At 33.9% G+C, this 25,219-nt stretch carries 21 protein-coding genes; 20 read left to right on the top strand and 1 reads right to left on the bottom strand.

What is annotated here, in order from left to right; all coding sequences use genetic code 11:
* Position 1: 1 nt before the first annotated feature.
* From DW025_RS04265 to DW025_RS04190, 15 genes are all read left to right on the top strand, one after another.
* Positions 2–1,165, top strand: coding sequence for a polysaccharide pyruvyl transferase family protein (locus DW025_RS04265; RefSeq protein WP_119998843.1), 1,164 nt, complete (start codon positions 2–4; stop codon positions 1,163–1,165).
* Positions 1,158–1,787, top strand: a complete 630-nt coding sequence (locus DW025_RS04260) for an acyltransferase (protein ID WP_199688742.1) — start codon at positions 1,158–1,160, stop codon at positions 1,785–1,787. Before DW025_RS04265 ends, DW025_RS04260 begins: the two co-directional genes overlap by 8 nt.
* Positions 1,774–3,045, top strand: coding sequence for a hypothetical protein (locus tag DW025_RS04255; protein WP_119998841.1), 1,272 nt, complete (start codon positions 1,774–1,776; stop codon positions 3,043–3,045). Before DW025_RS04260 ends, DW025_RS04255 begins: the two co-directional genes overlap by 14 nt.
* Positions 3,038–4,483, top strand: coding sequence for a flippase (locus DW025_RS04250; protein ID WP_119998839.1), 1,446 nt, complete (start codon positions 3,038–3,040; stop codon positions 4,481–4,483). The genes DW025_RS04255 and DW025_RS04250 overlap by 8 nt, the downstream gene beginning before the upstream one ends.
* Before the next feature lie 23 nt (positions 4,484–4,506).
* Positions 4,507–5,499, top strand: coding sequence for a Coenzyme F420 hydrogenase/dehydrogenase, beta subunit C-terminal domain (locus DW025_RS04245; protein WP_118758444.1), 993 nt, complete (start codon positions 4,507–4,509; stop codon positions 5,497–5,499).
* 124 nt (positions 5,500–5,623) lie between these two features.
* Entirely contained in the window at positions 5,624–5,827 is a 204-nt protein-coding gene (locus DW025_RS15460) for a 4Fe-4S dicluster domain-containing protein (protein WP_118758443.1), read from the top strand.
* A 327-nt stretch (positions 5,828–6,154) separates the two neighbouring features.
* Positions 6,155–6,925, top strand: a complete 771-nt coding sequence (locus DW025_RS04235; protein ID WP_119998837.1) for a hypothetical protein — start codon at positions 6,155–6,157, stop codon at positions 6,923–6,925.
* A 957-nt stretch (positions 6,926–7,882) separates the two neighbouring features.
* Positions 7,883–9,664 carry a hypothetical protein gene (locus DW025_RS04230; protein WP_133302872.1) on the top strand — a complete coding sequence of 594 codons (1,782 nt, stop codon included), beginning with the start codon at positions 7,883–7,885 and terminating at the stop codon, positions 9,662–9,664.
* Between the two features lie 105 nt (positions 9,665–9,769).
* Positions 9,770–10,747 carry a dTDP-glucose 4,6-dehydratase gene (gene rfbB, locus DW025_RS04225; protein ID WP_119998833.1) on the top strand — a complete coding sequence of 326 codons (978 nt, stop codon included), beginning with the start codon at positions 9,770–9,772 and terminating at the stop codon, positions 10,745–10,747.
* 376 nt (positions 10,748–11,123) lie between these two features.
* Positions 11,124–12,167: a hypothetical protein gene (locus tag DW025_RS04215; protein WP_119998829.1), complete on the top strand. Its 1,044-nt coding sequence runs from the start codon at positions 11,124–11,126 to the stop codon at positions 12,165–12,167.
* Between the two features lie 509 nt (positions 12,168–12,676).
* Positions 12,677–13,177 (top strand): hypothetical protein, encoded by a 501-nt coding sequence (locus DW025_RS04210; RefSeq protein WP_117550465.1) that lies wholly within the window; start codon positions 12,677–12,679, stop codon positions 13,175–13,177.
* 68 nt (positions 13,178–13,245) lie between these two features.
* Entirely contained in the window at positions 13,246–13,995 is a 750-nt protein-coding gene (locus tag DW025_RS04205) for a hypothetical protein (RefSeq protein ID WP_119998827.1), read from the top strand.
* Positions 13,988–14,296: a DUF1653 domain-containing protein gene (locus tag DW025_RS04200; RefSeq protein WP_117550469.1), complete on the top strand. Its 309-nt coding sequence runs from the start codon at positions 13,988–13,990 to the stop codon at positions 14,294–14,296. The genes DW025_RS04205 and DW025_RS04200 overlap by 8 nt, the downstream gene beginning before the upstream one ends.
* 352 nt (positions 14,297–14,648) lie before the next feature.
* The gene (locus tag DW025_RS04195) at positions 14,649–15,896 is read left to right on the top strand and encodes an AbiH family protein (protein WP_117550471.1); all 1,248 of its coding nucleotides are present in this window, start codon (positions 14,649–14,651) and stop codon (positions 15,894–15,896) included.
* Positions 15,897–16,864: 968 nt separating this feature from the next.
* Positions 16,865–18,169 carry a hypothetical protein gene (locus DW025_RS04190; RefSeq protein ID WP_117550473.1) on the top strand — a complete coding sequence of 435 codons (1,305 nt, stop codon included), beginning with the start codon at positions 16,865–16,867 and terminating at the stop codon, positions 18,167–18,169.
* Here the strand turns inward: DW025_RS04190 and DW025_RS15455 are convergent, their stop codons facing one another.
* Positions 18,170–18,364: an IS110 family transposase gene (locus DW025_RS15455; protein ID WP_243104886.1), complete on the bottom strand. Its 195-nt coding sequence runs from the start codon at positions 18,362–18,364 to the stop codon at positions 18,170–18,172.
* A 4-nt stretch (positions 18,365–18,368) separates the two neighbouring features.
* On the opposite strand from DW025_RS15455, the gene DW025_RS04180 reads away from it, so the two are divergent.
* From DW025_RS04180 to DW025_RS15070, 5 genes are all read left to right on the top strand, one after another.
* Positions 18,369–18,623, top strand: a complete 255-nt coding sequence (locus DW025_RS04180; protein ID WP_133302871.1) for a hypothetical protein — start codon at positions 18,369–18,371, stop codon at positions 18,621–18,623.
* Positions 18,624–18,686: 63 nt separating this feature from the next.
* Positions 18,687–19,559, top strand: coding sequence for a macro domain-containing protein (locus tag DW025_RS04175; RefSeq protein ID WP_117550477.1), 873 nt, complete (start codon positions 18,687–18,689; stop codon positions 19,557–19,559).
* Entirely contained in the window at positions 19,559–20,569 is a 1,011-nt protein-coding gene (locus DW025_RS04170) for a DarT ssDNA thymidine ADP-ribosyltransferase family protein (RefSeq protein ID WP_117550479.1), read from the top strand. The genes DW025_RS04175 and DW025_RS04170 overlap by 1 nt, the downstream gene beginning before the upstream one ends.
* Before the next feature lie 668 nt (positions 20,570–21,237).
* Positions 21,238–21,633 carry a hypothetical protein gene (locus DW025_RS04165; RefSeq protein WP_242992666.1) on the top strand — a complete coding sequence of 132 codons (396 nt, stop codon included), beginning with the start codon at positions 21,238–21,240 and terminating at the stop codon, positions 21,631–21,633.
* Between the two features lie 771 nt (positions 21,634–22,404).
* Entirely contained in the window at positions 22,405–25,140 is a 2,736-nt protein-coding gene (locus tag DW025_RS15070; protein WP_117550481.1) for an ATP-dependent DNA helicase, read from the top strand.
* Positions 25,141–25,219: the final 79 nt, after the last annotated feature.

Genomic DNA, 25,219 nt, shown 5'->3' with positions numbered 1-25,219 from the left:
AATGAAAAAAATTGGATTATGTGTATGCCAAGAAACAAGAAATTATGGAAGTCAACTTCAAGTATTGGCAACTGAAGTTGCGGTAGAAAAACTAGGATACGAATATGAAATAATACGATATAAGAAAAAATATGATTTGAGATTTATAATAAAAAGTTTGCCAAGACTATTTGATCCATTATTAATGAAAGGGAAAATCTCTGCTTACATCTTAAATAAAAAAATAAAAAAATATCCGGAATTATATGAAAAATGTAAGGAAAGAAATAAAATATTCGATAGATTTGCAGAGAGATACTTTACAAAACTTTCACCAATATTTTATGGATATGATGCGCTAAAAGACGCTGCAAAAGATTATGAGACTTTCCTTGTAGGAAGTGATCAATTATGGTTACCAAGTGGTCTGGCAACAGGATTTTATAATTTACAATTTGTTCCAGAAGATAAACGTAAAATTGCTTATGCAACTAGTTTTGGAGTTAGTAAAATTCCAATGTATCAGAGAAAAAAAACTGCAAAATTTTTAAAAAGATTTCATTATTTAAGCTCGCGTGAAAAGAGTGGAACTAATATTATCAAACAGTTAACAGAAAGAGATGTACCTGTAGTAGTAGACCCTACATTATTATTGACACCTGAAGATTGGAGAGAAATAATTCCGTTCCGTAGAATTGTTGAGGAAAAGTATATTTTTTGCTATTTTTTGGGAAATAATTATGAACATCGCAAAGCGGCAAAAGAACTTCAACGAATGACTAATTTGAAAATTGTAACATTACCACTTTTAGATAATTTTGTTCAAGAAGATTTGAAATTTGCCGATATTTGTTTGTTTGATGCTGCTTCGGATGATTTTGTAAACTTAATACGCGGTGCAGAATATGTGCTAACGGATTCTTTCCATGGCTCGGTGTTCTCAATTCTCAATGAAAAATTATTTTGTACATTTGATAGATTTAATGATGGTACAGGATCACGTAATTCAAGAATAGATAGTTTGTGTCAACAACTAAATCTAGAATCACGTAGATATGATGGCGATATATTTAGAGTTAAAACTCAAATTGATTATGATAAGGTTAATCAATTGAGAGAGGAACGAAGACAAGAATCTTTACAATATTTAAAAACTGCATTACAAGGAGAAATCACAATTGAGTAAATATTCTGATAAATCTTTAAAAGTGAGTAAAAAATATTTGTTACATGCAAAGTTTGAGGTAGCAGAAAGAATTTGGTTCTATTTAATACCAACAGCACAGGGGAGAGTGAAGTGGTTACGAAAACACAAAAAGTTAGCAATGCTTGGAGATCATGTTCATTGGCAACCACGAAAGTATCCTACGGATGGAAATATGTTAAAAATTCATGATAATGTGGCTATTGCATCTAATGTTGAATTTACGATGCATGATATTATCCATTGGATTTTTGACGGTATTGAAGGGCATAGGTGCTTTCAAGAATTTGCTGACTGTATTGAAATATATGAAAATGTATTTATTGGTGCTGGAACGCGAATATTACCGGGAGTAAGTATTGGACCTAACGCTATTGTTGCAGCGGGGGCTATCGTAAATAAAGATGTTCTACCAGGAACTGTAGTTGGGGGGGTTCCGGCAGAAGTTATTGGTTCATTTGAGGAATTAAAGAAAAATAGAAAAATATATAGCGATAAGATTCAGTCTGTTAAGGCAGATAATATAAACGTGGATGATTATTTATGGAATGAATTTTCTAAGAACCACAAAATTGAGGCAGGAAAAAACTATGAGGGACATTAAATCATCTTTTGTAATACCACGACTATCATTTGCAGAGAATATTACGCTCGTACTTTCGATACTGCTATTGTTTATGCAACCACTAAAAAATGCTATTCCTGTTTTTTCATATATTGATGAATTTACAGTTTTATTTTCATTTGCTGTATTTGTTCTTAACAGAGTTAAGAGGCATTCTATAAGTATTATTGAAGGAAAAATAATCGTTGCTTTTTTTCTGTTTATTATAGTCGGGACTTTTGGTAATGCTGTATCAAAGTTAGATAGAAGTTCAGCGGCAATTCTTACAGATATTTTAAGTTACGGAAAATTCTTTATGATGATTCTTGGGGGCTTAGCATTATTCGATTCCTTAAAGAATGTTAAGTGGATATTTTCAATTGTTGTCAAATTAGTCAGAAGCTTAGTTGTGTTGGGTTTAGTACTTGCAATTTTGAATCAAATTATGGATCTCGGTATGAGAGATGATATAAGGTATGGTATGTATTGCTTTTCATACATCTATGATACTGCTGCTATTTTTAGTTGGTATTGCTACATGTTTATCCTTATCCTTTCTATTGATCTTTTAAATGGAATAAATAGGGAAAAAATCACATATGTGATATTAAACATGTGCCTCTGGTTATTTACCGGACGTAGTAGAGGATTCGCTTTTTGTGCTATTTATATTATGCTTGTCTTATTATTACGTATGTATGAAATAAAGAAAAAACAGTTAAAAATTAAAATTGGTTATTTTGTTATGTTGGGCTTGCTTGGTATTATAGTCGCATGGAATCAGTTGATTTTTTATTTTACCACAACAACAGAAGCGAGAAGTATATTATTGTATGTCGGTATAAATTTATTTAAAAAGTATTTTCCACTGGGTGCGGGACTTGCAACTTTCGGTACAGCGGCTGCACAAAAATATTATTCACCAATATATGGAATATATGGATTAAGTAATAGATATGGTTTCACATTTGATAATCCGCTGTATTTAACTGATAATTTTTGGCCTGCTGTTATTGGGGAAACAGGTTTAATTGGTTTAATTATTTTTTTTGTTGCTTTGTATTTTGCTTTTAAGTATCTATATGATAAGTGTAATCAAAATAATATGGCTAGGATGATTATTATTTTTTTTATTGCAACAATTCTTTCGTCAAGTATTGCGACATCTATATTTGCACAAAATGCAACAGTTGCAGATGTATTTTATATATGTATGATACCAGCTATTTTGCGAGAGGGAAAAAATATTTATGGATAACAAACCGAGTATTAGAAAAAATTACATGTACAGTATGGCATATCAAGTACTTATTATGATATTGCCATTAATTACGGCACCATATCTTTCGCGTGTAGTTGGCGCTGAGGGAACGGGTATATATTCTTATACATATTCTATAGCACAATATTTTGTCTATTTTGCTATGTTAGGTATTTCTAATTATGGAAATAGGAGTATTGCGAAAGTAAGAGATAACATAGCGCAAAGAAATTATACCTTTTCTAGTATCTATCAGCTCCAGATTTTAACTTCATTAATAGCGTTTGTAGCGTATTTGTTATATTGTTTTATTTTGGTTCATGAAAATAGAAATATTTCGTTGTTACAAGGCTTTTTTGTATTGTCTGCAGTTTTTGATATAAGTTGGTTGTTTTGGGGAATGGAAAATTTTAAAGTGACTGTTACAAGACAGATGCTTGTAAAAATATGTTCCGCGATTTGTATTTTTCTGTTTATTAAGAGTCCATTAGACTTGTGGAAGTACACGACTATATTAAGCTTTGGAGTGCTAATTAGCCAAATATATTTATTTGCAAATATTAAATCGTATGTTACTTTCTCGCCTGTATCAATAAAAGAATATTTATCTAATTTTAAAGCAGTTTTGATTTTATTTATTCCAATTATTGCAACAAGTATTTATCGTGTGATGGATAAGGTGATGATTGGTGCTTTAAGTAATATGACTGAGGTAGGGTATTATGAAAATGCTGATAAGTTAATTACGACATGTTTAGGCGTGGTAGGATCATTGGGCGCAGTTATGTTGCCTAAAATGTCAAATTTAGTTGCAAATGGTGAAATAAAAAAGCAGAAAGAGTATTTGCTGAAATCAATTGAAATTACTATGTTTGTTGCTTTTGCTATATCTTTCGGTATTTACTCCATAGCAGATATATTTATTCCCTTTTTTTATGGTAATGAGTTTTCTTCTAGTATTACTATTACGAAACTCTTGGCTATTAGTGTACCATTTATTTCTTGGGCAAATGTTGTTCGTATGCAATATTTGATTCCAAATGAAAAAGATAAAATTTATGTCAGCTCTATTGTGATTGGAGCAGTTTCAAATGTCATAATTAATTTTTTATTAATTCCTAGATATCATGCGAACGGAGCGGCTATTGGCACATTATGTGCAGAAGCAATAGTGATGTTGATACAAACAATTGCTTCGTATAAGCAACTTGAAATAACAAAGTTTATTAGTAAAAGTGTCCCTTTTTTAATTAATGGAATGTTTATGCTTTTGCTTATAAGGTTTGTGTCGAGCGTAATTGATGATAATACTGTTTATGCAATGTTATTAGAAATAGCAATAGGTGCCGTTTGGTATTTAGGTTTTAGCATTTTCTATTTTTACCGTACCAAAAACGAAATATTTTTATCGTTTATTTCAAGATTAAAAAAATAAATAGTAAAAAGGATAAATAAAGAATGAATGTTATTTCATACGCTGTTCAAAGTAAGCAAAAAAAAATCAGATTGCGCAGTACATCTGGGGGGACGTTCTCAGAAATTGCTAGGTCTTTTATTATGACAGGTGGAGTTGTATGCGCAGCCGGGTATGATGAACAAGGGAAGGTTGTTCATAAATTAGTAACTTCTGTGGCGGAGATTGATGAATTGTGTGAGTCAAAATATGTACAAAGTAGACTGAATAATTGTTTTGCAGAAGTTGAAAGTTATTTATCTTCATCAAAGAAAGTTTTATTTGTTGGGACACCATGTCAGGTTGCAGGTATTAAGGCGTATTTACACAACAAAGATGAAAAATTATATACGATAGATCTTGTTTGCTATGGAGTCCCTTCTCCTGCAATTTATACGGCATGGCGTTTAGAAATAGAGCGTGTATACAGAAAGAAAATTGCTTACATACATTTCAGAGATAAGTCATTTGGATATGCGGCTCCCAATGTGAAAATTATATTTAAAGATGGTTCATCAGATGAGCAAACATTTTTAATTAAATCATATATGAAAACATTTATGTCGGAATTAAATGTGAGATCGTCATGTTCTGAGTGCGCATTTAAAGGAATAGATAGATGTTCAGATCTTACATTTGGAGATTGTTGGCATATTGGTGTGTTTCAAAAAGCAATGGATGACAATTTGGGTACAACGGGTGTTTATGTTCATTCACCTAAAGGTAATATGTTACTTGATATGATAAAAGATCGAGTTAACATACTCCAGATTGATACACAACAAGAAATAAAATTGGATGGCAGAAAAATTAACGAATCTGTGCAGAAAAATCCAAATAGAGATGCTTTCTTTAAAGATGCTAGTACATTATCATATGATGTTTTAGTGAAAAAATGGGTTCCAGACAGTAATAAAGAAATGCTGGTTACTATAATAAAAAGATACGCAAAAAATCTTCCTTTCTTCAAAAAATTGATAAAAAAAGTTAGAAGTTAGGTCTATTGCGTACTTGTGTTGATTGAGTATGTTGCTAAGAAATACGTCGACATTGGGTTGTAGAATGATGAGAAATCATTTTTGAGAAAGATTAGGAGAAAATAAAAATAGTTGGTGGTAAAAGGTGGAAAGAGAAATACCAGTATTATATAAAAGAAAAGAAGAATGCTGTGGATGTACAGCGTGTTATGCTATCTGTTCGAAAGAGGCCATTTCTATGGTAGAGGACGAGGAAGGATTTGATTATCCGCAGATTGATGAATGTAAATGTGTTCGATGCTACCAGTGCATCAAGGTGTGTCCAATCAAAGTAGCACGTATGTGCTAGTTGCAATGCCAATAGGCTAAGTTTGCTTTAAGAGTAACCAGGTGCAAGTGACAGGACATCATGAATTCTAAGATGAATGTGTTACCCAAGGTGTCAGGTGCACATGAACTGACGGGAGAAAAGACTAGGCTCTGGGATGTCATTGGAATGAAAGAAAAAGCAAGATATATCAAATATTTAGTATGTGAACTTCCATAATCACTAGAGGTGTCAGGTGCAGATGAACGGGAAATGAACAGAAATGAATATTTTGCGAATATTTCCAGAGCGTTAAGGTGATATTGCGAAAAGTAGGTATGGGGTTATTGCTAGAGGAGCTGGGTATAGATGCAAAAGAAAAGAATGAAGAAATCAAGAGGGAAAAATTCAAAGGCAAAAATAATAATCATAGTGGCATTAGTGGGAATAATAATGGTAGTAATGTTACCATTTATAATCAATTATATTTATGTCCAAAATGTTAAATCGGATTTTTGGAATGTGGATTATAATATAGGTGATATCCTATTATATTATGGAGGGCTTTTTACATTTGCAGGAACCTCGATATTAGGAATAATGACTTATTTTCAAAATGAAAAGTTGCAAGATAAGTCAGAAGAGGTAAATAGATTACAAATGGAGTTACAAAAAAGAAGTATGGTGCTTGCTGAAAAGCAATATAACCAAAATATCCAAAATTCTAATGTGTTTCCGAAATTTGAAATTAAATTGTCTTCATATTCAGGAAATTATGGTGATATAAGTATTTCAGTAAGAAATGTTACAACTATGATAGTATCTGGACTTAGAGCTATTGAATTTAGAGCGGATTGTAACGAGGCAATAATATTATCTACGAAAGAAATTTTGTTTGAGAAAAACTCGTTAGAACCAGGAAAAGATACTATAGTAAAAATGAAAAATAAAGAAATTATAAAGGAAGTCAGCAATCAGGGATGGATTAGAAACGTGGAATATTATGATGATGTAAAATTGATATTTGAGTTCTCTTGTGAAGATGAGAAATGTGTTACACATTATTATAGAGCGTCGGTAGTTGTATCCTCTACGAAAGAATTCGTGAAAGATACTTGGGTTGTAAAGAAGATAGGATAAACGCAAATCTGAGGCAATGCCATTAAGTTAACTGTTCGCTAAGTGTTCGATGTATCAGGAAGAACCACAACCAGTGTTGTGATACTATTCATAATCTTGCGATGCTTACTCTAATTTCTGTAACACATAGCAATTTATTATTAGATACAGCAATGTTTTAATTTTGTACAGATGAATGTTACATCATAGGATGGTGAAGAGGCGGACGGCACAGCCGTTGATACGGCGTCGTTGGAGACGGAGATTTCGACGGATCTACTTAAGGCAGAGTTCCTTATTCTTATATTTATAGGAGAGCGTTAAGGAAAGGATTGAGTATTGTGTGTATGAGAGGGAGTTGTTTGGGATTTGTAGATAGGATGTATACATGGATTTGATGATGTGATTGCCAGCCCATGAGGGCTGGCAATTGTTGGTTATGAGTGGAAAAACTGCATTGGAAACCTATAATAATATACGATAATGACAAAAACCAAAATGAATTACAATAAATACCATGGTATGGTATAATATTAGAAAAGACCATGGTTGTTGCGTGAGGGTGGATCTTGTAAAGTTATGTGACGATAAATTTGCTGGCTCAGGTACAACAGAAATAAGGGCAGTGTATTTGAAATAAATACTATTAGAACGGTGACCGTGTATAACAGTGTTGGAAGTAGTGGCAGAAGATTAGAGGAAAGGTGGATCAACAGTAAAGCTACTGTTGGTTTAAAAGGGGTAGATAATGGAAAAAGATGAAAAAATTAAAAAAATGATGACTTTACCTTGGCAAGCCCTGTTTGATATTGCGTTATTTCATGGTGTGGATGAAGACTCGGTTAAGGGAAAAGAAAAAATGAAATAATTGAAAAAGTTCTATTATGCGGAATTCAAGATGAGGAAATTGAACGTCTTGTTGATGATTATGTATATGGAAATCGTGTAACATTTACGTTATGGGGATTTGATCGCCCGTTGACAGATGAAAACATGAGTTATCTACTGGCGTTAGAAGGAAAAGAAGAGCCGTGGATTGATTCCAATAAATTTAGACATTTACGATATGTTGCTGTTAAAGATATAGATGATCGACTGGAACTGTTATATACATATGGAAAGTTGTATAACTATGTAAGTGAAGAAGGAAAAGCAGAGCAGATTTGGGAGCTTCATAGAGGCTGTTTGTGGATTGGTAAAGAGAGAAATTATGTTGCTAGTATTAGCAAGCATGAAAAGATGATGCAATGTGTAATAAAACTAATTGCTGAAAAGTTAGGAAATAATTTAACCCAGATAAAACCGCCAAAGCGCGCAATTGATAGGTGTACAAATGCACAGGCTATGAGTAGAATCGTGCTCCAAGGATTGTCGGGTGAGAAGACTGCTATATCTAATCCTGCAGGTTTTACAGAACAACAAGAAGACGAAATGCAGCGTATTAGAGGTAATCGTTTTGACACATCAGGTAGCTATATTGCATCTATTAATGATAATACTACAGCTACAGTGAAGTACAATATGAATAAAGGAAATTTGGGAATATATAAACATCTTCCATCCTCTGTCTTATTTGCATGGTCGAAGGAGGCAATTGAAATAATCCTTGAAGAAATCAATAGCCTTAAGGGAAATCCTGCAGAAGAAATATTTAAGGAAATGGGAGTTGAAATCAAATGGAATGGTGTATCAACATCAAAAGTTGGAGCGTATAATTGGATATTGACTCAGGTTATATCTTCGCTTGATGTGGAGACGGAATATCGTATTCCTATTTCTCCTACAATACATTCACTTCTTAATGATGAAAAAATTTTCATGGAAATCCCTCAGGTATTCTGTAATGAATGTGGGACATACGAGGTGCCGTATTGTGCAAACTGTGGAAGCCAACTTACGTTTAACCGAAAAGGTCAACTTGAATGTAGTTGTAATGCTCCTATTTCCATTATGTGTGGAGAAGGGCATCGAGCAACAGAGCTGAAATCCTGGTACATTCCGAAGCCCTCTTTGCTAAAACAAATTAATAATAATATTGCCAAAATCTACAATAATAAATCGCTTAGTTATCAAATGTGTGTCATGGATGATGAGCTTTGTATTATTCATAATAATACGGAATTAGATTCAAAAGTTGAAATTTTATTTGAGGATGTTGATTATTTTAAGCAAAGATTAGATGTGCCAGATAATGTTAAAACTTATGCGGTTAGGATGAAAGAGAAGTGTGCAGGTAAAAAATGTTCATTCTGTGAAATTCGGAAATGCCTTTCAAAGCCCAATTTAGTATGTCTTCCAAAGGTGTTTTACGGTGCTTTGCCAGGATTCCGCCCACAACCACATAAGGGTGGAGAATTTGGAGATGTTTCAGCACAAATATCGGTTTTAAATAATTATTATCAAATGATAGGAATTATAAAGAAGAATACTGAGAATAAAGCTAGTACAAAATCAAAAACATGTTCAGAATTTGATTTGATAGATAAGCCATTGTTGTCAACGTCAAGAGAGGGGCAAGAAATCATTAGACAATTTGTCGAACAGGGGATGATAGACTCACGGGTGGATGTAATTGCGGTAGTTGCGCCGCAGTATTTTGACAATAGTTTAAAAGGAACTTTGTTGTTTTTAGCTCGGCTGATGAATAAAAAAGTCATGTTTGTTGGTTTGGATGAGATATGCAGGGTTATAACAATTTATAATAATTTAAATTCCCCAAAAAGTCATCAAATTACCGAGGCGTCAGGTGGAGATGAATGAGATATAATACAAATATTAAAAAAAGTATCCTTTGCTGATCTTTATGTTATACTTAAACCAAACGTAATCCAAACACAAGTTGTTTTGCATAAAGAGGTATAACATATGAAGATTCTTATCACCGGCGGAGCTGGTTTTATTGGTAGTAATTTTATATTTTATATGATGGACAGATATCCTGAGTATGAGTTTGTGTGCGTGGACAAACTCACATATGCGGGAAGTCTGGATACGATTAGACCTGTCTTGGACAGGTCTAATTTTGTTTTTTATAAGGCGGATATATGCGATAGAGGTGAGATGTATCGTATATTTGAGGCGGAGAGGCCGGATGTGGTCGTGAATTTTGCAGCAGAGTCGCATGTGGACAGATCTATAGATAGCCCGGAGGTGTTCCTTGATTCTAATATCAAGGGTGTATCCGTGTTGATGGATGCGTGTATGCGATATGATGTCGGCAGATTTCATCAGATCAGTACGGATGAAGTGTATGGAGATCTGCCTCTTGACAGGTTGGATCTGTTATTCACTGAAGAATCGCCTATTTGTCCGAGCTCGCCGTACAGCAGCTCGAAGGCGGCTGCAGATCTTTTGGTTATGGCTTATCATAGAACGTATGGCTTACCGGTTACCATCAGCAGGTGTTCAAATAATTATGGACCATACCAGTACCCTGAGAAACTTATCCCTTTGATGGTGACAAATGCATTGGCAGACAGACCGCTGCCTGTTTATGGACAGGGGATAAATGTCAGGGATTGGATACATGTGGATGACCATTGCCGTGCCATAGATGCGATATTGACTCAGGGAAAAGTTGGTGAGATATACAATGTGGGCGGTCATTGTGAACGGACAAATATTGATATTGTCAGGATGATTTGCAGGGAATTGGGTAAGCCCGAGTCACTCATAACATTTGTCACCGATAGGAAAGGCCATGATATGCGGTACGCTATTGATTCAACTAAGATTGAACAGACTCTTGGCTGGCGGCCGGAAGTGAATTTTGATGATGGAATACGGCAAACTATCAGGTGGTACGCAGATAGGTTGAGGGGGATGTTGGATACGGGAGTGTGAAGGAATGGGTAAATATGTATATTTGTTTGAATTGGATTCTGTGCGCAAAACAGATGAGTACAAAGAGGTTTGTTTGATAACGGTGGTGTGACCAGAGACATTTGCAAGATGGTCGATAAGAATAATCTGACAGAGGTGGAGACCAAGAAAAAAAGGATATTGTTAAGAATGTGGATGTTGGAGGAAGAATTTGCGGATAGGAAGTTTACTTACTGTAGAGAGTTTACTTTAACACAAATAAGTGATATACTATGCGAACAATTACATTTTGAAACTAAAATAATACCTACATAAATATAAATGATATATGTAGATCAAAAAGATAACTGAAAAAACAAAAACTTACATGATGACAAAATATGGAAGGTAAGGAGATATGGGCAAAAGAGAACTTATTGATGCAATGATGGGATGTACAGACGATAGTGACTTTGACCAGATTAAGGCTGCTATCGGTACTGATTATGTCTGGACGAAGCCAGAAACCGATGAACTTGTGGAGATTGCATTTGAAGCTATGGAGCATGGGAGGTTTGATTATTTAAAACATCTCAGAATAAGACAGTTTTATCGGGAACTGTTGTGGGCGTATGCAGGATATGCGTTTGATGAAAACATGAAGAGGCTGGCTAAGGAAATTCTCCCTATTCGATCCTTGGATATATGGTCTTTTTGGAATCAAGAATATGAAATTAATAGAGGCTATTATAATAATAGAATCGCTACCTGGAACTCCGAGGATATGGATATTGAATTCTCAGCATATGATGGCTTATATCATGTAAACAGTGTGACCACTTCTTTGGCATTTATTCGTGATGGGGCTTTGTTCTCCAGAAAATATGGGGTGGAGAATTATCCTGAAATGCAGACTCCGCAGAGAACAGATGATAAAGATAAGATTTACGGTATTTTTAATGATATTTTTATGGATATGAATGACAGTAGACAGATAACGAAACGAATGAGCCCTTACGGTCCTGTATCGTTTGTGTTGGATGCAGAGAATATTTTGCTTAATGACAATTATTGCAAAAGAATAACTAAGACCAATCCAATACATTGGAATGAAGATATGTCCTATAAAGATAGATATTTTACCACTTATAATGAGTTATTTGATTATAAAAGATTTTGCATCGGAAACGAAATAAACAATTACCCATTTAGATCCAGGCTTGACAAGCACATTACCCTATGGGATCAGGATCGAGTGGAACTTACGCCAGAGAGCTTAAAGTGGATTTTGGTTGAAAGAAATAATGATTATACGATTTCTGTACAGGTGAGAGATGCAATCAAGTCCAGTCTCGAAGCGGTGGGACTTGCTAATATTCCGGTAGTTATACGTCCGGATGTCCTTAGACATAATGATATAGGGTTGGCCACCTCTGAAGACGAATTGTGGAGTGTTTACTGAAGGCAGGCTATATTTGATGAGAAATGAAATATAAATAAGCATCGTCAGTTTTGGCGGTGCTTATTTTGAATTTTGTTGTGTGTGGAGTTATAGTGATTTTGTGGTTGCCAGTCCATAAGGACTGGCAATTAGTAGTTATGGGGGGATAAAAGTATGAGTTGTGTTTAGCTATACAATATGGATATGAAAAAGGCTATGTGATATAATATTGACTATCAAAGTATGTGTTAAGATAAATGATAAAGTGCAATTTGTAGACAAATATTCATTCATTGTAAAAAAGAAAAATGGAGGGGAATAAAGATGAAAAATGAAAACTGGAAAAATAAGAAAAGGAAGAAGTTGTAAAACAGATCACTAATTGCTTTAGATCGTTTTTTCGCTCCAGTGAAAGAAAAATTTTAAGAGAAATAAAAAATACATATGACGAAGAGACTAGCATAACTTTACTTTCAAGGTTACTTGTTAATCTGTTTGTTACTCGAATAATAAGATGTTCAATATATAATATGAACAAGTTTATTGTCGATAATAATTTAAATGAGAAGAAATTTTCTTATTTCTTATTGAATAATCCACAACCAGATGTGGAGCGGATTATCTCATATGATTATGTAGGGGATGAAACACTCTTTAAAAATGCAATGAAAGAGTTTGAAAACAGTATTTCAACTAGAGTATTGTCTTCTTATGATATTCAAAAATCTGATGCACGCGGACAGTATATTATTAGAAAGATATTCGCAGCATTATATAAAACTCCATCTCAATTGCCAGATCATTGTATTATAGAGCTTTATTTGAATACTAAAAAACTGGAATCTAACGATATTCAGGAGATAATTAGAAATAATGGAATTGGAGAATTAAGATCGAGATTTTATAATTTAGTTAAGGGCGACAAGTTAAATATAGAGGATAAATTTACATTAATGAGAACTATATGTAATCAGATTGCAGGTATGACAGACTCATATTCTGCAAAGATATATAATAGTTTATATAATTAAATAGTTAAGACAGTTGCGGGCTAATAGCTTACATGGATGAATTAGTAAAATAAATAGGAGGTGATGGCGTGGAGGAAAGAAATGATTTAAAATCTATAATAGCAGGATTAGTAATTATTATTGGAGGCGTAGTAGCAATTCTTATTGATTTATTTTGGTTAAAAACTGACCGTAGTATTTGGATTAGTATTGGGTGTTCGTTACTTGCATCTGGTATTGTTATTTTAGCTCAAGTATTATTAATAGAAGATAGGAAAGAAAATCCTTTGGAAAAATGGGGATTGGAGAAAATATATGAAACCAGAGCTGAAAAAAATCAAGAATCCGATCCGGAATTGGATAAAGCGAAAGTGCAAATTGATGCGGTAGCTTTTGTATTGAAAGCTTTTCGTTCAAGGAGTACAAAAAAAGTAGAGAAGGTTTTAAAAAGAGGAGTAAATATCAGAATACTGACAATGAATCCAGATGAAAACAATTTATTTTTGAAGCAACGAGAGGTAGAAGAGCAGGAGACAAATGGCCAAATTTTAAATAGTATAATTCAATTGGTTAGATGGGCTAATCAATTGAATTCGCGTAATTATGCTGGCAAAGTACTTGTTAAAGGTTACAAATGTATGACTTTGGATTTTTATTGGCGCGTAGATGATGAGATTTACATTGGACCATACTGGTATCATTATGGAAGTCAACAAACAATCACGTATAAATTTAAAAAAGGCAAGAAAGGCTTTGATATTTACAGCGAGTATTTTGAGGATTTATGGGGAGATGTGGAAAATACAGTTAGGTTAACAAAGGAGAATGGGAATGGTTGAGGAAAGACATTTTGACATAGGAGATATAGTTAGACATTTTAAACGGGAATTTGTGACAGATAATTCTTCAATGTATATTTATAGAATAATTGCTTTTGCAATTCATAGTGAAAATAATGAGCGCTTAGTTATATATCAGGGACTTTATCCGCCATATAAGACCTGCGCGCGACCATATGAAATGTTTATTAGTAAGGTTGATTCAGAAAAATATCCAAATGTAAAACAAAAGTATAGGTTTGAGAAAGTAAAAACTGATATGTGGCCTGATTGTGCTTTATCCTTGGAGAAGACTTTATGATTGGCTTTGGGTAAGAGGCAATACCCATTAAGCTAAGTGTTCGATAAAGAGTTCTGTGTAAAAAATATTCGTGGGTAGAGTGAATAAGTATGGATGTTTGAGATGCCAGTGAACATTCCGTGAATATCCGTGCTAATAGGGCTTAGAAAATTTCATGAAAACTCTGTTTGATGTATAGAAACTGATATTATAAAAATATGATTATTTCTGGTGTGTATGCAACTGAAATAAGGTCGAGTTCAAATGTTTCGAGACTTCATTTGTTAGAGTGAGGTCTCTTTTTGTTAGGAGAAAGAAATAGAAGTAGGACATTTTTATTATCTACAATATATTTAAGAAAGAAGTGGATGAGATGATTTTCAGAAAAAAGAAGAAAACAACTGAAAGCCCATCCCCAATAGATACAATTGTAGTTATTGGAAACGGATTTGACAGGTGGCAAGGACTGAATACATCTTATGCGGATTTTCAGACATATTACCATGAACACTTGGATGAAATTTTGAAAAAGCTCCATATCAAAAAGCACAGGTATGTCTGTCCTGACGGTACGGCCGAAGAATGGTCAGATGTAGAGTTGGTTTATGGAGACCCATTTGAACCAGGTGAACTCGATAATGAATTTTGGAATGATTTTGAAAATTCATTGGCTGATATCGATGCAGAACGACTTAATCTTTTCTTTGGAAAAGAGAGAAGTGATCTAAAAGACATGCGAAGGTCACTTCGCAATGCAAAAAGAATTTTAACAGAGGCTTTTTGTGGATGGATCGCCACAATTTCTATCACAGAGGAAGATGCAGGGTATCAGTTTGGAGATAACTGTGTGTTCATCAATTTTAACTATACAGATACGCTACGAAAACGCTTTGGCGTCGATGAAATGAGAGAATTTCATATACATGGTGAGGCAACAGATAAAAAATCTATTGTTTTTGGACACAATCGACATCCACAGGAACCGGAAGCGTTGCTTGCAACAATGGGTGGACGCTTTGGGGGATTGTATTTGGTGGATGAAATCTTATGTGAAACAGATAAGCATTGTCAGGACAATGTCCAGATCCTGTGCATGTTTCTGGCAATGAATGGAGTAATGTGTGAGGAGATTAAAGACATCTATGTCTTGGGACAGTCGATGAGTCCTGTGGATATTGAGTATTTTGATTTCCTGATGAGATGCAGTAAAGTGCCGTCCTTGGACAATACGGAAGAAAAATCAGGTGAACTTGAGGCAGAAGATGAATTGGATGAGCTGGATGAACTGAATCAGCGAATGCAGTTCATAATTGATGAGATTGGATATCACAATACAGCGAATGAAAATGCCGCAAATGCCATGGAAAGATGGCAGCAAAGGGAACAAGCTGCGAGAAACGAGCAATATAGCAAAGAATTCCTGAAGATGTTTGGTAAGCCCGCAAAGACGGAACTGGATTCCGTAAAGGTTGCTCCTAGAACAGAAGATGCGAAGTGGCATATTTCTTATTTCGGTGATACGGATAAGGAATGGAAAGAAATTGTGATGAAAGAGCTGGGTTGTAGTAACTATCAATTATATCCAAGTATAGATGAATGTATTTCTAAGTGGAAAAAGTGATTGTATTTGGAAGACCATGTGTCTATATGGCTGCGTTGCATAAAGATAGAGGCAATAAGAGTTGCCGTGTGCAAGTGATTCCGAAGTGAATGAATTATTGGAGTTAAAGAAAAAAGACTTGATACATTTTAAAATCTTACATATAATATAGGTGAAAGAAGAAATTCTTTGAGAGGATACGGATAGCACCTCTTTCCCTAGTGGGGGACAATAAATATACCATGAATGCTCGGCAATAGGTGATATGTTGTCGCTATCCTTATTTAGGACTTAGGGCTCGGTTCAATTGAACTGAGCCTTTATTCGTATATGGAGAAGAAAATGTTAACAGTACCGGATTTGATAAATATTCAATATATACCAGAAATAACTGACATATCGCTTATACTCATGGTGAATTTTTATGAACAATATCTTTGTAAGCGATTTTGGGTGTTTGAATTAGCAGATGGACAAAAAGTCAAATTGTTTTTTTAAGATACATCTGAGATTTTTCATGTTTCTGGAATTGAACATATATATGGGAAAAAAGATAGAGGCAGTTAAGAATAAAGGCATTAGGTTAGGAAAGAAAAGTGTATAAGAGTTTTTTTATGCCTACGAGTGGTTTACCGTTTACGCTATGAACATGTGGAGACAGAATTTGCGGCGTTTTTGAGATGGAGTTTTCTACATATTCACTTAAGGTGAAGTTTCTTATTCTTCCAGTATTTGTTGGAGAATGGTATTGGTATGTGGTTATCAGCAACAGAATTAGGTGGAAAATGTGGTTTAACAGGGGAACAATTTAATTGTGTACAAAATGATAAGGGGATAGCGACGAAACACAAGAGGAGTATTATCACTATTTAAAAGTGAAGAATTTCCCAATATTAAAAGGGAGAGATAATCCATTACGATACAGCATGGCAGAGATAATTGGACAAACAACAATGAATTTATAATAAAATAAAAGGGGGATATAGTAAATGGAAATAAAGAAATTTAAGCAGTGGTTGATTGAAAATGAGTACGAAGAGGATGAGCTTTTTGTTCAATCAATAAAGTGTTTTCAAATAGAAGCATACAAAGCAGCATATTTGTATTCTTATTTAGCCTTGATAAATTATATTAAAGAGATAATTATTGGCTATCACGGAATACCAATTCCTTTTCTCGAAAAAATTAAAGGAAAAACGGACAATGATAAGAAGGCCATATGGAAAAAGAAAATCAACGATTTGAATTTAGATGATAAATGGGAAGAAAATACATGGAACTTTATTAATGAAGGAAAAGAAACTAATATATTTAAGTTAACAGATAGTGTTAGGGTTGAATTCAGCCAAAAAAAGAATTTGAGAAATTCCTGTGTACATAATAAAAAAAGAGATGTTTCTTCTGCAACAGTTGAAGACTTATGGGATTTTATTACTTATGTCAAGCCATTATTAGTAATAAATGGGACGGTTGAAATGTTAATAAATAAGTTTAAGAAAATTATCAAGTTTACGGATCAAAAAGATTATGAAGAAGAAATTGATATATTTTATAAACAATACATTTTGCTACAATACGATGATAGGAAGGAAGTATTTGTAAGTATTATAAATTATTTGGAGGAATGCATACATACGAATGATTATGAAGGGATGGAGTGCATTGATGTTTTAATGGCAAAGGTTTTTCAAAAAAATAATGTTAATGAATATGATTGGATAAATAATATATATATAGAAATCTATTTATTTGTCAATTTAGATTCGTTTGAGTTGAAATATTCTAAGGAGGATCTTCAAGAATATGTATTTCTCAATAAAAATCGCTTCTTGTCAATTGTAATTCCTCTAGGAAAGTATAAAAAAAATGATGAACTTCTAAAAAAAATATTTTCTAATAAACAGTTTAGTGAATGGTGGGAGATTTTTACGACTATTGCAGGAAGTGAAGAAATGTTTGAAATGAGTGAAGATATTATGGATATGATTATAAACTCAAATAAAATAGATGATATCCTAGAACAAATGGAGAAACAGTTGTATTACTATGTAACAAGCTGGGGAAGTGTAAAACAATGTGACACTTTTGACTATCGAAAATTTAATAAATATAGAGGCTATGTAAAGATTATTTTAATGATGATAAAGTGCGGAAAATTATCTAACATAAAAACAGATGAATTAGTAGAAAGGTGCAAGAAAATTCTGAACCTGGATTATTCTGTAGAATCTACTCGAAATAATTATTTGGATATATGTAATTTTTTGAAAGGATGTCCTGGTATTTATGAGTGATTACAAATTATATAAATTTATCCAAGATATAATCAGATGAGTTTGTATTGACACTCCTAATCGAACGTGGGTTGGCGCCGGATTTACAAAACAGGCTGCTGTACAAAAGTATTGTGGACTACCAGATATAAGCAAATTAGCCTGAAAGTTTCCAGACTGATAGACAGAAGGATCTAAACCAGCATATGCAAGCAACTTGTTGGAGCTGGAGAAACGATGTATAGTAAATATAAATGACCCTCAATTTGAGGCAGAAGTATGCCAATGCAATGTTGTAGCACTGTTCAATTCATATTGTAAAAAATATTTTAGCCATGATGATATTACATATTTTGACGACATATCATTTGATGATGTTATAAATAAATCTGATAAAAGCATGGAATGGGATACTAAATTCAAAAGATTTGAGGAGGCAAGAAAAGCTTTTCAGGAAATGAAAGTCTGTAATTAATATACTTGGTGAGGGAAAATGTGTTATAGTGCATATATATTCAAAAGTTAGGAATGGTGAAGTATGATAACATATATAGAAGGTGATTTATTCAATAGTCCGGCACAGGTACTGGTTAATACGGTGAATACCGTGGGGGTTATGGGAAAAGGAATTGCTTTGGAATTTAAAAAAAGATATCCGGAAATGTTTAAACAGTATAAAAAGATGTGTGACGAACATAAACTTACAATAGGTCGACTGATGCTATGGTATGAGCAGGATCATTGGCTTTTGCAATTCCCAACTAAAGAAAATTGGCGAAATCCTTCAAAAATCGAGTATATAGAGAAAGGTCTTGCTTCATTTGTAAAGAAATACGCAGATTACAATATTTCATCTATAGCTTTTCCTAAGCTAGGGTGTGGGAACGGTGAATTAAACTGGGATGATGTTAAGATTGTCATGGAGAAATATCTTAATGATTTACCAATAGATGTGTATGTATATTTACGACCGTTAGACAAGCAGCTGCCAGAGCATAAGAAAACAGTGGAAATGACAAAGTGGTTGAGACAAAATGCAAAAGATATGTCATTTGCCGGTGTGAAAGATGATATATCATATAGCAGTGCATTGGTTCCTATAACATTTGAAGTAGAAGGAATGAAGTGGACGGCAAGTTGGAACGCTGAAGATTTTCTAATATTTGAGAATGGCGAGGAAACATTGAAACTTAGCGATGAGGATGCCCGAGCTATTTGGGATAAAATAAGTGAAAAGAGGGTTTTTGCTACGGATGATAATAAGATTCATGACCTTTTTTATATCTTATTAGCTCATATGGGATATCTGGATGAAGTAAATATAGATGATAACATGAAAGCTGGTTTAAAAAAGGGATATCAGTTGAATTCATGGAAGGGACAAGCTTTTCTGGTTAAGGGGGATAAGTAATGACATATGAGGAGATTATCGCACAGAATTATTTGAATAAATGGTGGGCGGAATTTGCATTTCATTATACTGATATGTCAAATGCTGTTAATATTCTTCGCGATGGTTGTTTATATAGCAGGATTGACGCTGAGATATATGGAAATATGAGTAATGATAATGCAAGTATGCAGGTAATCAATATGACCAATTCAGATATTGAGTCATATGTGAGAATGTATTTCAGACCACATACGCCTACACAGTATCATAATGAGGGATATAAACATGTTCGACTAAGATATTGCCGTGATCAGGAGGCTAATGTACCAGTTCCTGTATTTTTTTTGTTTGATCTAGCATCTGTTTTGAAAAAGAAAGGAACTATGTTTTCAGAGAAATCTCTAGCCGGATTTGGAGACCAACTGCAGAACGGAGTGGAAGCCTTTGCTAACTTGAATTTTCAACAAATATATAAGACTGGTTACATGGAGAATCCGAATCTGGAAAAGAAATATAGACAGGCAGAAATTGTGTACCCTGGGGAATTCCCTATTGAAGATACACTCTGCTGTATAGTTTGTAGAAATGATATAGAACGTCAGTCTTTGCTGAATAAACTGCGTTGTGTAGATTACAACTTGTTTGTAAAATACAGAAATCGTATAAAAGTTGATCGTAGCTGTTTTGAATGTAATGGACTATTTATAGAACAATGTAATTATTATGGAGATAAAATTGGTGTAGTGTATTCAGATACGAAGGATAAAAAATATTATATTCGCAGGTATAAAGATGGCGATGAGCAGTTATTGGTACGTGCTCATGCAGAGTTTATTTGGAAACGATCTGAACAGGTGATATTTAGGCAGTACTGTGATTTTGCTATAGATTATGAAAATCCCCGTTCTACACAATTTAGCGGAATGGTGAAACCAGAAGGTGCGACTGCATTGTATATGGAAATATCATTTGAAAATAAAAGCATGTGTTTAGTGTGCTGGCAGTTGGCAGAGTCTGCAATGTTGTAGAAATTAGAATACATATAACGATTGCTATAATGGAGTTATCAATGTCGAAAAATATATATTCGCCGATTGTATAATGAAGTTGGACACTAACTAAATAAAATAGCTCATGGCACAAGAGCTCATTTCTAAAGAAGTTGATGGTATGTCAGATGAACAGTTTTTGACGAAGATGAAGTTGTTAATAGGTGGCAAGGTTACAAATGCTGCAATGCTTTTGTTGGGAAATTCTGATTTTGACTATTTGTTCACAGCCGCTCCAAGTATTATGTGACGTATCTATGGTGCGGACGGAACATTATTAACGGTCTTAAAAAATAAGAATGTTATTGAAAAGTATGGAGAAAACCAACGTAAAGCTAACTGGATATTAAAAGATTAATCGGTTTAGGATTGGTTTAGTTTGTTTTGTTTAAACCGATTGAATCAGCAATTGAATATTCTTGTGCGACAGAGGACACTAGAGGTGCCAGGTGCAGACGAACATTTGCATTTGCACGTTTGAGATTTCTTCGTGAAAACTCGGCTGCTAGCGAAAAAGTTTACCACTTCGATAAAGGAGCGTGATTTATATGCACCACAAATTAGATATCCATCAAATACCGGAAGAAATGCTCTATGTCAATGACCCTTAATTGGCTGTGAAAGTACCATATGAAACGGAAGACGAGATGGAGAAAGCAGTCACTGGAAAGAAAAAGTCTGAGGGTGGGATTCTACCAGATGACAATGTGAGAATATATGTGCCGATGGATTTGAATGACGATGGCATTATGCGTCAGCTTTACGCTCTCTATGGCGCACTCGGCGAGCCGACGGAAAGTAATGAATTGGTTTATCATTCTGGCGTAAGAAAAATAATTACTCAGCTGGAAATATATGACCAGGTGTGGGTGGCAAGAAAAGTTGAAGAGAGCGTTCAGAAAGAGAACGGTGGCGTGATACACAGTCGGAAGGGAATTGAATTGGCAGGAGAGATTATCAATTATCTAGAAGAAAACGAAAGGGCTGCCGAGTGTTTTCCGTATGATGAGGTCGAGGAGCTGAGAGATGCATTCTGGCTCTGAATGGATCTTCGTAAAACTATGGGTAGCAATAACTATGATAATTTGGGATAACGCAAATACTTGAAAAAAACATTGTTTTTTTATGAAAATCGCATATACTAATATCAACAGTACCCAACACGCCTCTCAACGATGCGGACCACGTTGGGTCTTTTAATTTTAAGGAGAAAATATATGGGGGAACTGAAACAACATCAACCATCAATGTCAATTGATGAGCAGGTGGAGAATTTAAAATCACTGGAATTTATATGTAGACCAAATAGAAGCATTAATAGAGAAGTATGAAAAAATAGATGTAAGGACAATGGGATTTACTGATAATTGGAAGGAATTATTGGAGATAGGTTAAGTTGGAATTTGCAGAGACAGATAAATAATATTGATGAGCATAAAAATGGGCTGTGAAAAAACTCAATCGAGTTTTTTCACAGCCATTGTTTTATATATAACAGTGTTGTTGGGAGCATGTTAAAGGCAGGTGAATAAAACCATCTGTAAAACAAGCTTTGAACTTTACTTCGGGAGTTGACTTTCGCATATTATACTTAACTCCCTATAAACCTGTCCCCAGTTCCGTAACGGAAGTGTCCTTTTCTTAGTTGCTTCAAGATAAGATTGCAAAAATGTGACAAAACTAGAAAAATACTACAAAAAATGCATCTCAGATTGCAAAAAATGACATATATATATTGTTTCTGCGCTGAATTTCATATAAAATATACGACATATCTATATATGTATAAATAAAAAAGGGGATGCATAGTAGTTATGTTGAAAATTGAAGAAAAGATATATGACATCGATAATGTGATATGTGAAAATTTGAATATGCTGGATAGCACAATGGTTACAAGGGACATCATATCTCAAAATTTATTAGCCCAATCTAGAAACCTTGTTGAGCATATTGCGGTGAGAGCTTATGGTGGAGGAAAAGAAATTGCTATTAATCGAGATACTGTGCCAAGAGCATTGGCATATCTCAAAGAAGATAATAAATATTTGTTTTTGAGAAAATTTCATTCATTTCTGCAAGAATCAAAATCTCATTACACACCAGATAATGAGGGCGCCGAGAGGCTGATGATAAAATATTATCAGTTTTTTGCGATGATTAGAAATTTTGCTAAGTATGAATATGGAATGGAGTTATTATCAAATTTGGAAAAATTTCCACTTAATACAGATAGAACAGTAGAAGAATTCCGTGAAAAAATAGCGGAATTGTTGAAAGAAAAAAGAAATTTCGTCGATTACAGTCGAACTGAAAGGATGTATGTACATAAGGTTATTCCATTTATTGTTGATGGAGTTCCATATTATGAAATGGTACTTACACCTGCGTATGACTCTACAAGTAAATTTGATAGATTTATTGTTTACTCTGAAAATATGCTACCATCGCATTATGCAATAAAAGCTGCAATTTTTTATGAAGATATTGAGGTAAATGGCAAAAAAATGCCAGTTAATATTTTGACTGAATTCTCTGTATCTATTAGGCCATGTGAATTTAATAATTTTGCTGATCTGTTTGATGAAAAAATACGAATGACAACAGGGAGCGCAGAGTATATAGGTATGATGAAATATTTGTCTTATTCTGGGGCAAGTCTGCTGGATGTTGTTTTATCATCAGAGAGTGACTATATAAGGTATAAGAATGTAATGTTTGGGCGGAGTAAGGCAAAACATTTTGAGCCGGTTTTGGATAGTGCACGTTGTTTGATTTTGGCGGGAAAGCCAGGAAGTAATGTTATTAGATACTTGCTTCATACTATGAATAATAAAGTTCTTAAGTTGCAGAAGGACAAAGATTACAATAGTGTACTTTCAGGTCTTAGACTTAAATGGGGATGCATTCCTTTTGATGAAATGCCATTTGCAACATCGTTGATTCGTCATAATCCTGAAACTATAGATCTATTTGAAAGTATTGATCAGTCAGGGAGAGAGCACGAGTTTATGGCTAAGTATATTAAGAACAATATGAATACTAATTCTAAACTTTATACACCTATAAAAGAGTTAGAAGGGTTCACAAATGACATAGATGCAGCTATAGATACATTTAACAGAAATATTCATATAAAAAAACATGAAGGACGAAAGCTTGCAAAATTTGGACAGAGTGTTTATGTGAAAGGGGCTTTTGATAATACGAAGTATATTATAGAAGAGCTGATGAGAGTGTCCGAATCAGGTATATTGGGATATACAAATGCTATTTCTGCATGGATGGATGAAAATCAGGCTATCGATAGTGAAGAAAAAAAGGCGATTTTACAAAGACTGTTTGAAAGAACGCATGTTGCAATGATTTATGGAGCTGCAGGAACAGGAAAGACCTATATGATTAATCAGGTATCACAGTTCCTTGATTCACATTCTAAATTATATCTTGCAAATACTAATCCAGCAGTTGAAAATCTAAGGCGAAATGTGATGGCACAAAATTGTAAATTTATGACTATTCGTAAGTATATTCTGACGAAAAATGTGCCAGTAGATGTCGACATTTTGATAATGGACGAGTGTAGTATGGTCAGTAATTCAGATATGGCTGATGTTTTAAGAAAGATAAATTGTAAAGTTATGCTTTTAGTAGGAGATACATACCAGATAGAATCTATTGATTTTGGTAATTGGTTTTCAATGGCAAAGTATTTTATTCCAAGATATGCATGGTACGAGTTAGAAACTCCATATAGAACCAAGGATGAAGATTTATTAACCTTGTGGAAAAAGGTTAGAAAGCTTGATGAAGATTTGACGGAACATATTGTTGCGAACAGGTATGCATCTAATCTGGGGGCTTCAGTTTTTGATAAGAAGTCGGAAGAGGAAATAATACTTTGCTTGAATTATGATGGACTGTATGGAATTAACAATATAAATCGGTTCCTTCAAGAGAACAATCCTAATCCTGCAGTGAGATGGGGAATGTGGACATACAAAGTGGGGGATCCAATCCTTTTTAATGAGTCAGATAGGTTTGTGCCATTATTGTATAATAATTTAAAAGGTACTATTATAGAAATAAAAAAAGAGTCTGAAGATAAGATATGGTTTACACTTGAAATTGATAAGATCCTTACAGAACTTGATGTTATGGAATGGGATATTGAGCTATTGGAATCTATTACACCAGGAAAATCTGTCATTAGATTTTATTCATTAAAAAAAGATTCTGATAATGATGATGCAGATTTTTCATATGAGACAGATGTGCCATTCCAAATTGCATATGCTATATCTATACATAAAGCGCAAGGCTTGGAGTATGATTCTGTTAAAATAATAATTACAGAGGAAGTTGATCGTATGATCACGCATAATATTTTTTATACGGCTATTACTCGATCAAAGAAAAATCTGAAAATATACTGGAGTCCTGAGACTCAGGAAAAAGTTATTAATAACTTTGAGATTACAAATGCAAAAGGTGATTCAACAATCTTTGCAGCACAAACTCATAAAAAAATGATGAAGATTAAAGAATGAGCTATCAGTTATGTGTAGAATTATTGAGTGCCCATATCTGAAATTCCGCAGGTATTTTGTAATGAAGGCGGAACATATG

The organism is Coprococcus sp. AF38-1 (assembly GCF_003603945.1).
In the GTDB taxonomy this organism is placed as follows: domain Bacteria; phylum Bacillota; class Clostridia; order Lachnospirales; family Lachnospiraceae; genus Coprococcus; species Coprococcus aceti.
Note: the sequence above shows the minus strand (reverse complement) of the source record. Positions and strands in the feature narration are given on the sequence as shown.

Excerpts from the sequence above, each read along its gene's own strand:
- DW025_RS04245 (WP_118758444.1), top strand. The coding sequence starts at position 4,507 with ATGAATGTTATTTCATACGCTGTTCAAAGTAAGCAAAAAAAAATCAGA.
- DW025_RS04265 (WP_119998843.1), top strand. The coding sequence starts at position 2 with ATGAAAAAAATTGGATTATGTGTATGCCAAGAAACAAGAAATTATGGA.
- DW025_RS04235 (WP_119998837.1), top strand. The coding sequence starts at position 6,155 with ATGCAAAAGAAAAGAATGAAGAAATCAAGAGGGAAAAATTCAAAGGCA.
- rfbB (WP_119998833.1), top strand. The coding sequence starts at position 9,770 with ATGAAGATTCTTATCACCGGCGGAGCTGGTTTTATTGGTAGTAATTTT.
- DW025_RS04200 (WP_117550469.1), top strand. The coding sequence starts at position 13,988 with ATGGTTGAGGAAAGACATTTTGACATAGGAGATATAGTTAGACATTTT.
- DW025_RS15070 (WP_117550481.1), top strand. The coding sequence starts at position 22,405 with ATGTTGAAAATTGAAGAAAAGATATATGACATCGATAATGTGATATGT.
- DW025_RS04175 (WP_117550477.1), top strand. The coding sequence starts at position 18,687 with ATGATAACATATATAGAAGGTGATTTATTCAATAGTCCGGCACAGGTA.
- DW025_RS04165 (WP_242992666.1), top strand. The coding sequence starts at position 21,238 with ATGGAGAAAGCAGTCACTGGAAAGAAAAAGTCTGAGGGTGGGATTCTA.
- DW025_RS04170 (WP_117550479.1), top strand. The coding sequence starts at position 19,559 with ATGACATATGAGGAGATTATCGCACAGAATTATTTGAATAAATGGTGG.
- DW025_RS04210 (WP_117550465.1), top strand. The coding sequence starts at position 12,677 with ATGAACAAGTTTATTGTCGATAATAATTTAAATGAGAAGAAATTTTCT.
- DW025_RS04190 (WP_117550473.1), top strand. The coding sequence starts at position 16,865 with ATGGAAATAAAGAAATTTAAGCAGTGGTTGATTGAAAATGAGTACGAA.
- DW025_RS04255 (WP_119998841.1), top strand. The coding sequence starts at position 1,774 with ATGAGGGACATTAAATCATCTTTTGTAATACCACGACTATCATTTGCA.
- DW025_RS04195 (WP_117550471.1), top strand. The coding sequence starts at position 14,649 with ATGATTTTCAGAAAAAAGAAGAAAACAACTGAAAGCCCATCCCCAATA.
- DW025_RS04215 (WP_119998829.1), top strand. The coding sequence starts at position 11,124 with ATGGGCAAAAGAGAACTTATTGATGCAATGATGGGATGTACAGACGAT.
- DW025_RS04250 (WP_119998839.1), top strand. The coding sequence starts at position 3,038 with ATGGATAACAAACCGAGTATTAGAAAAAATTACATGTACAGTATGGCA.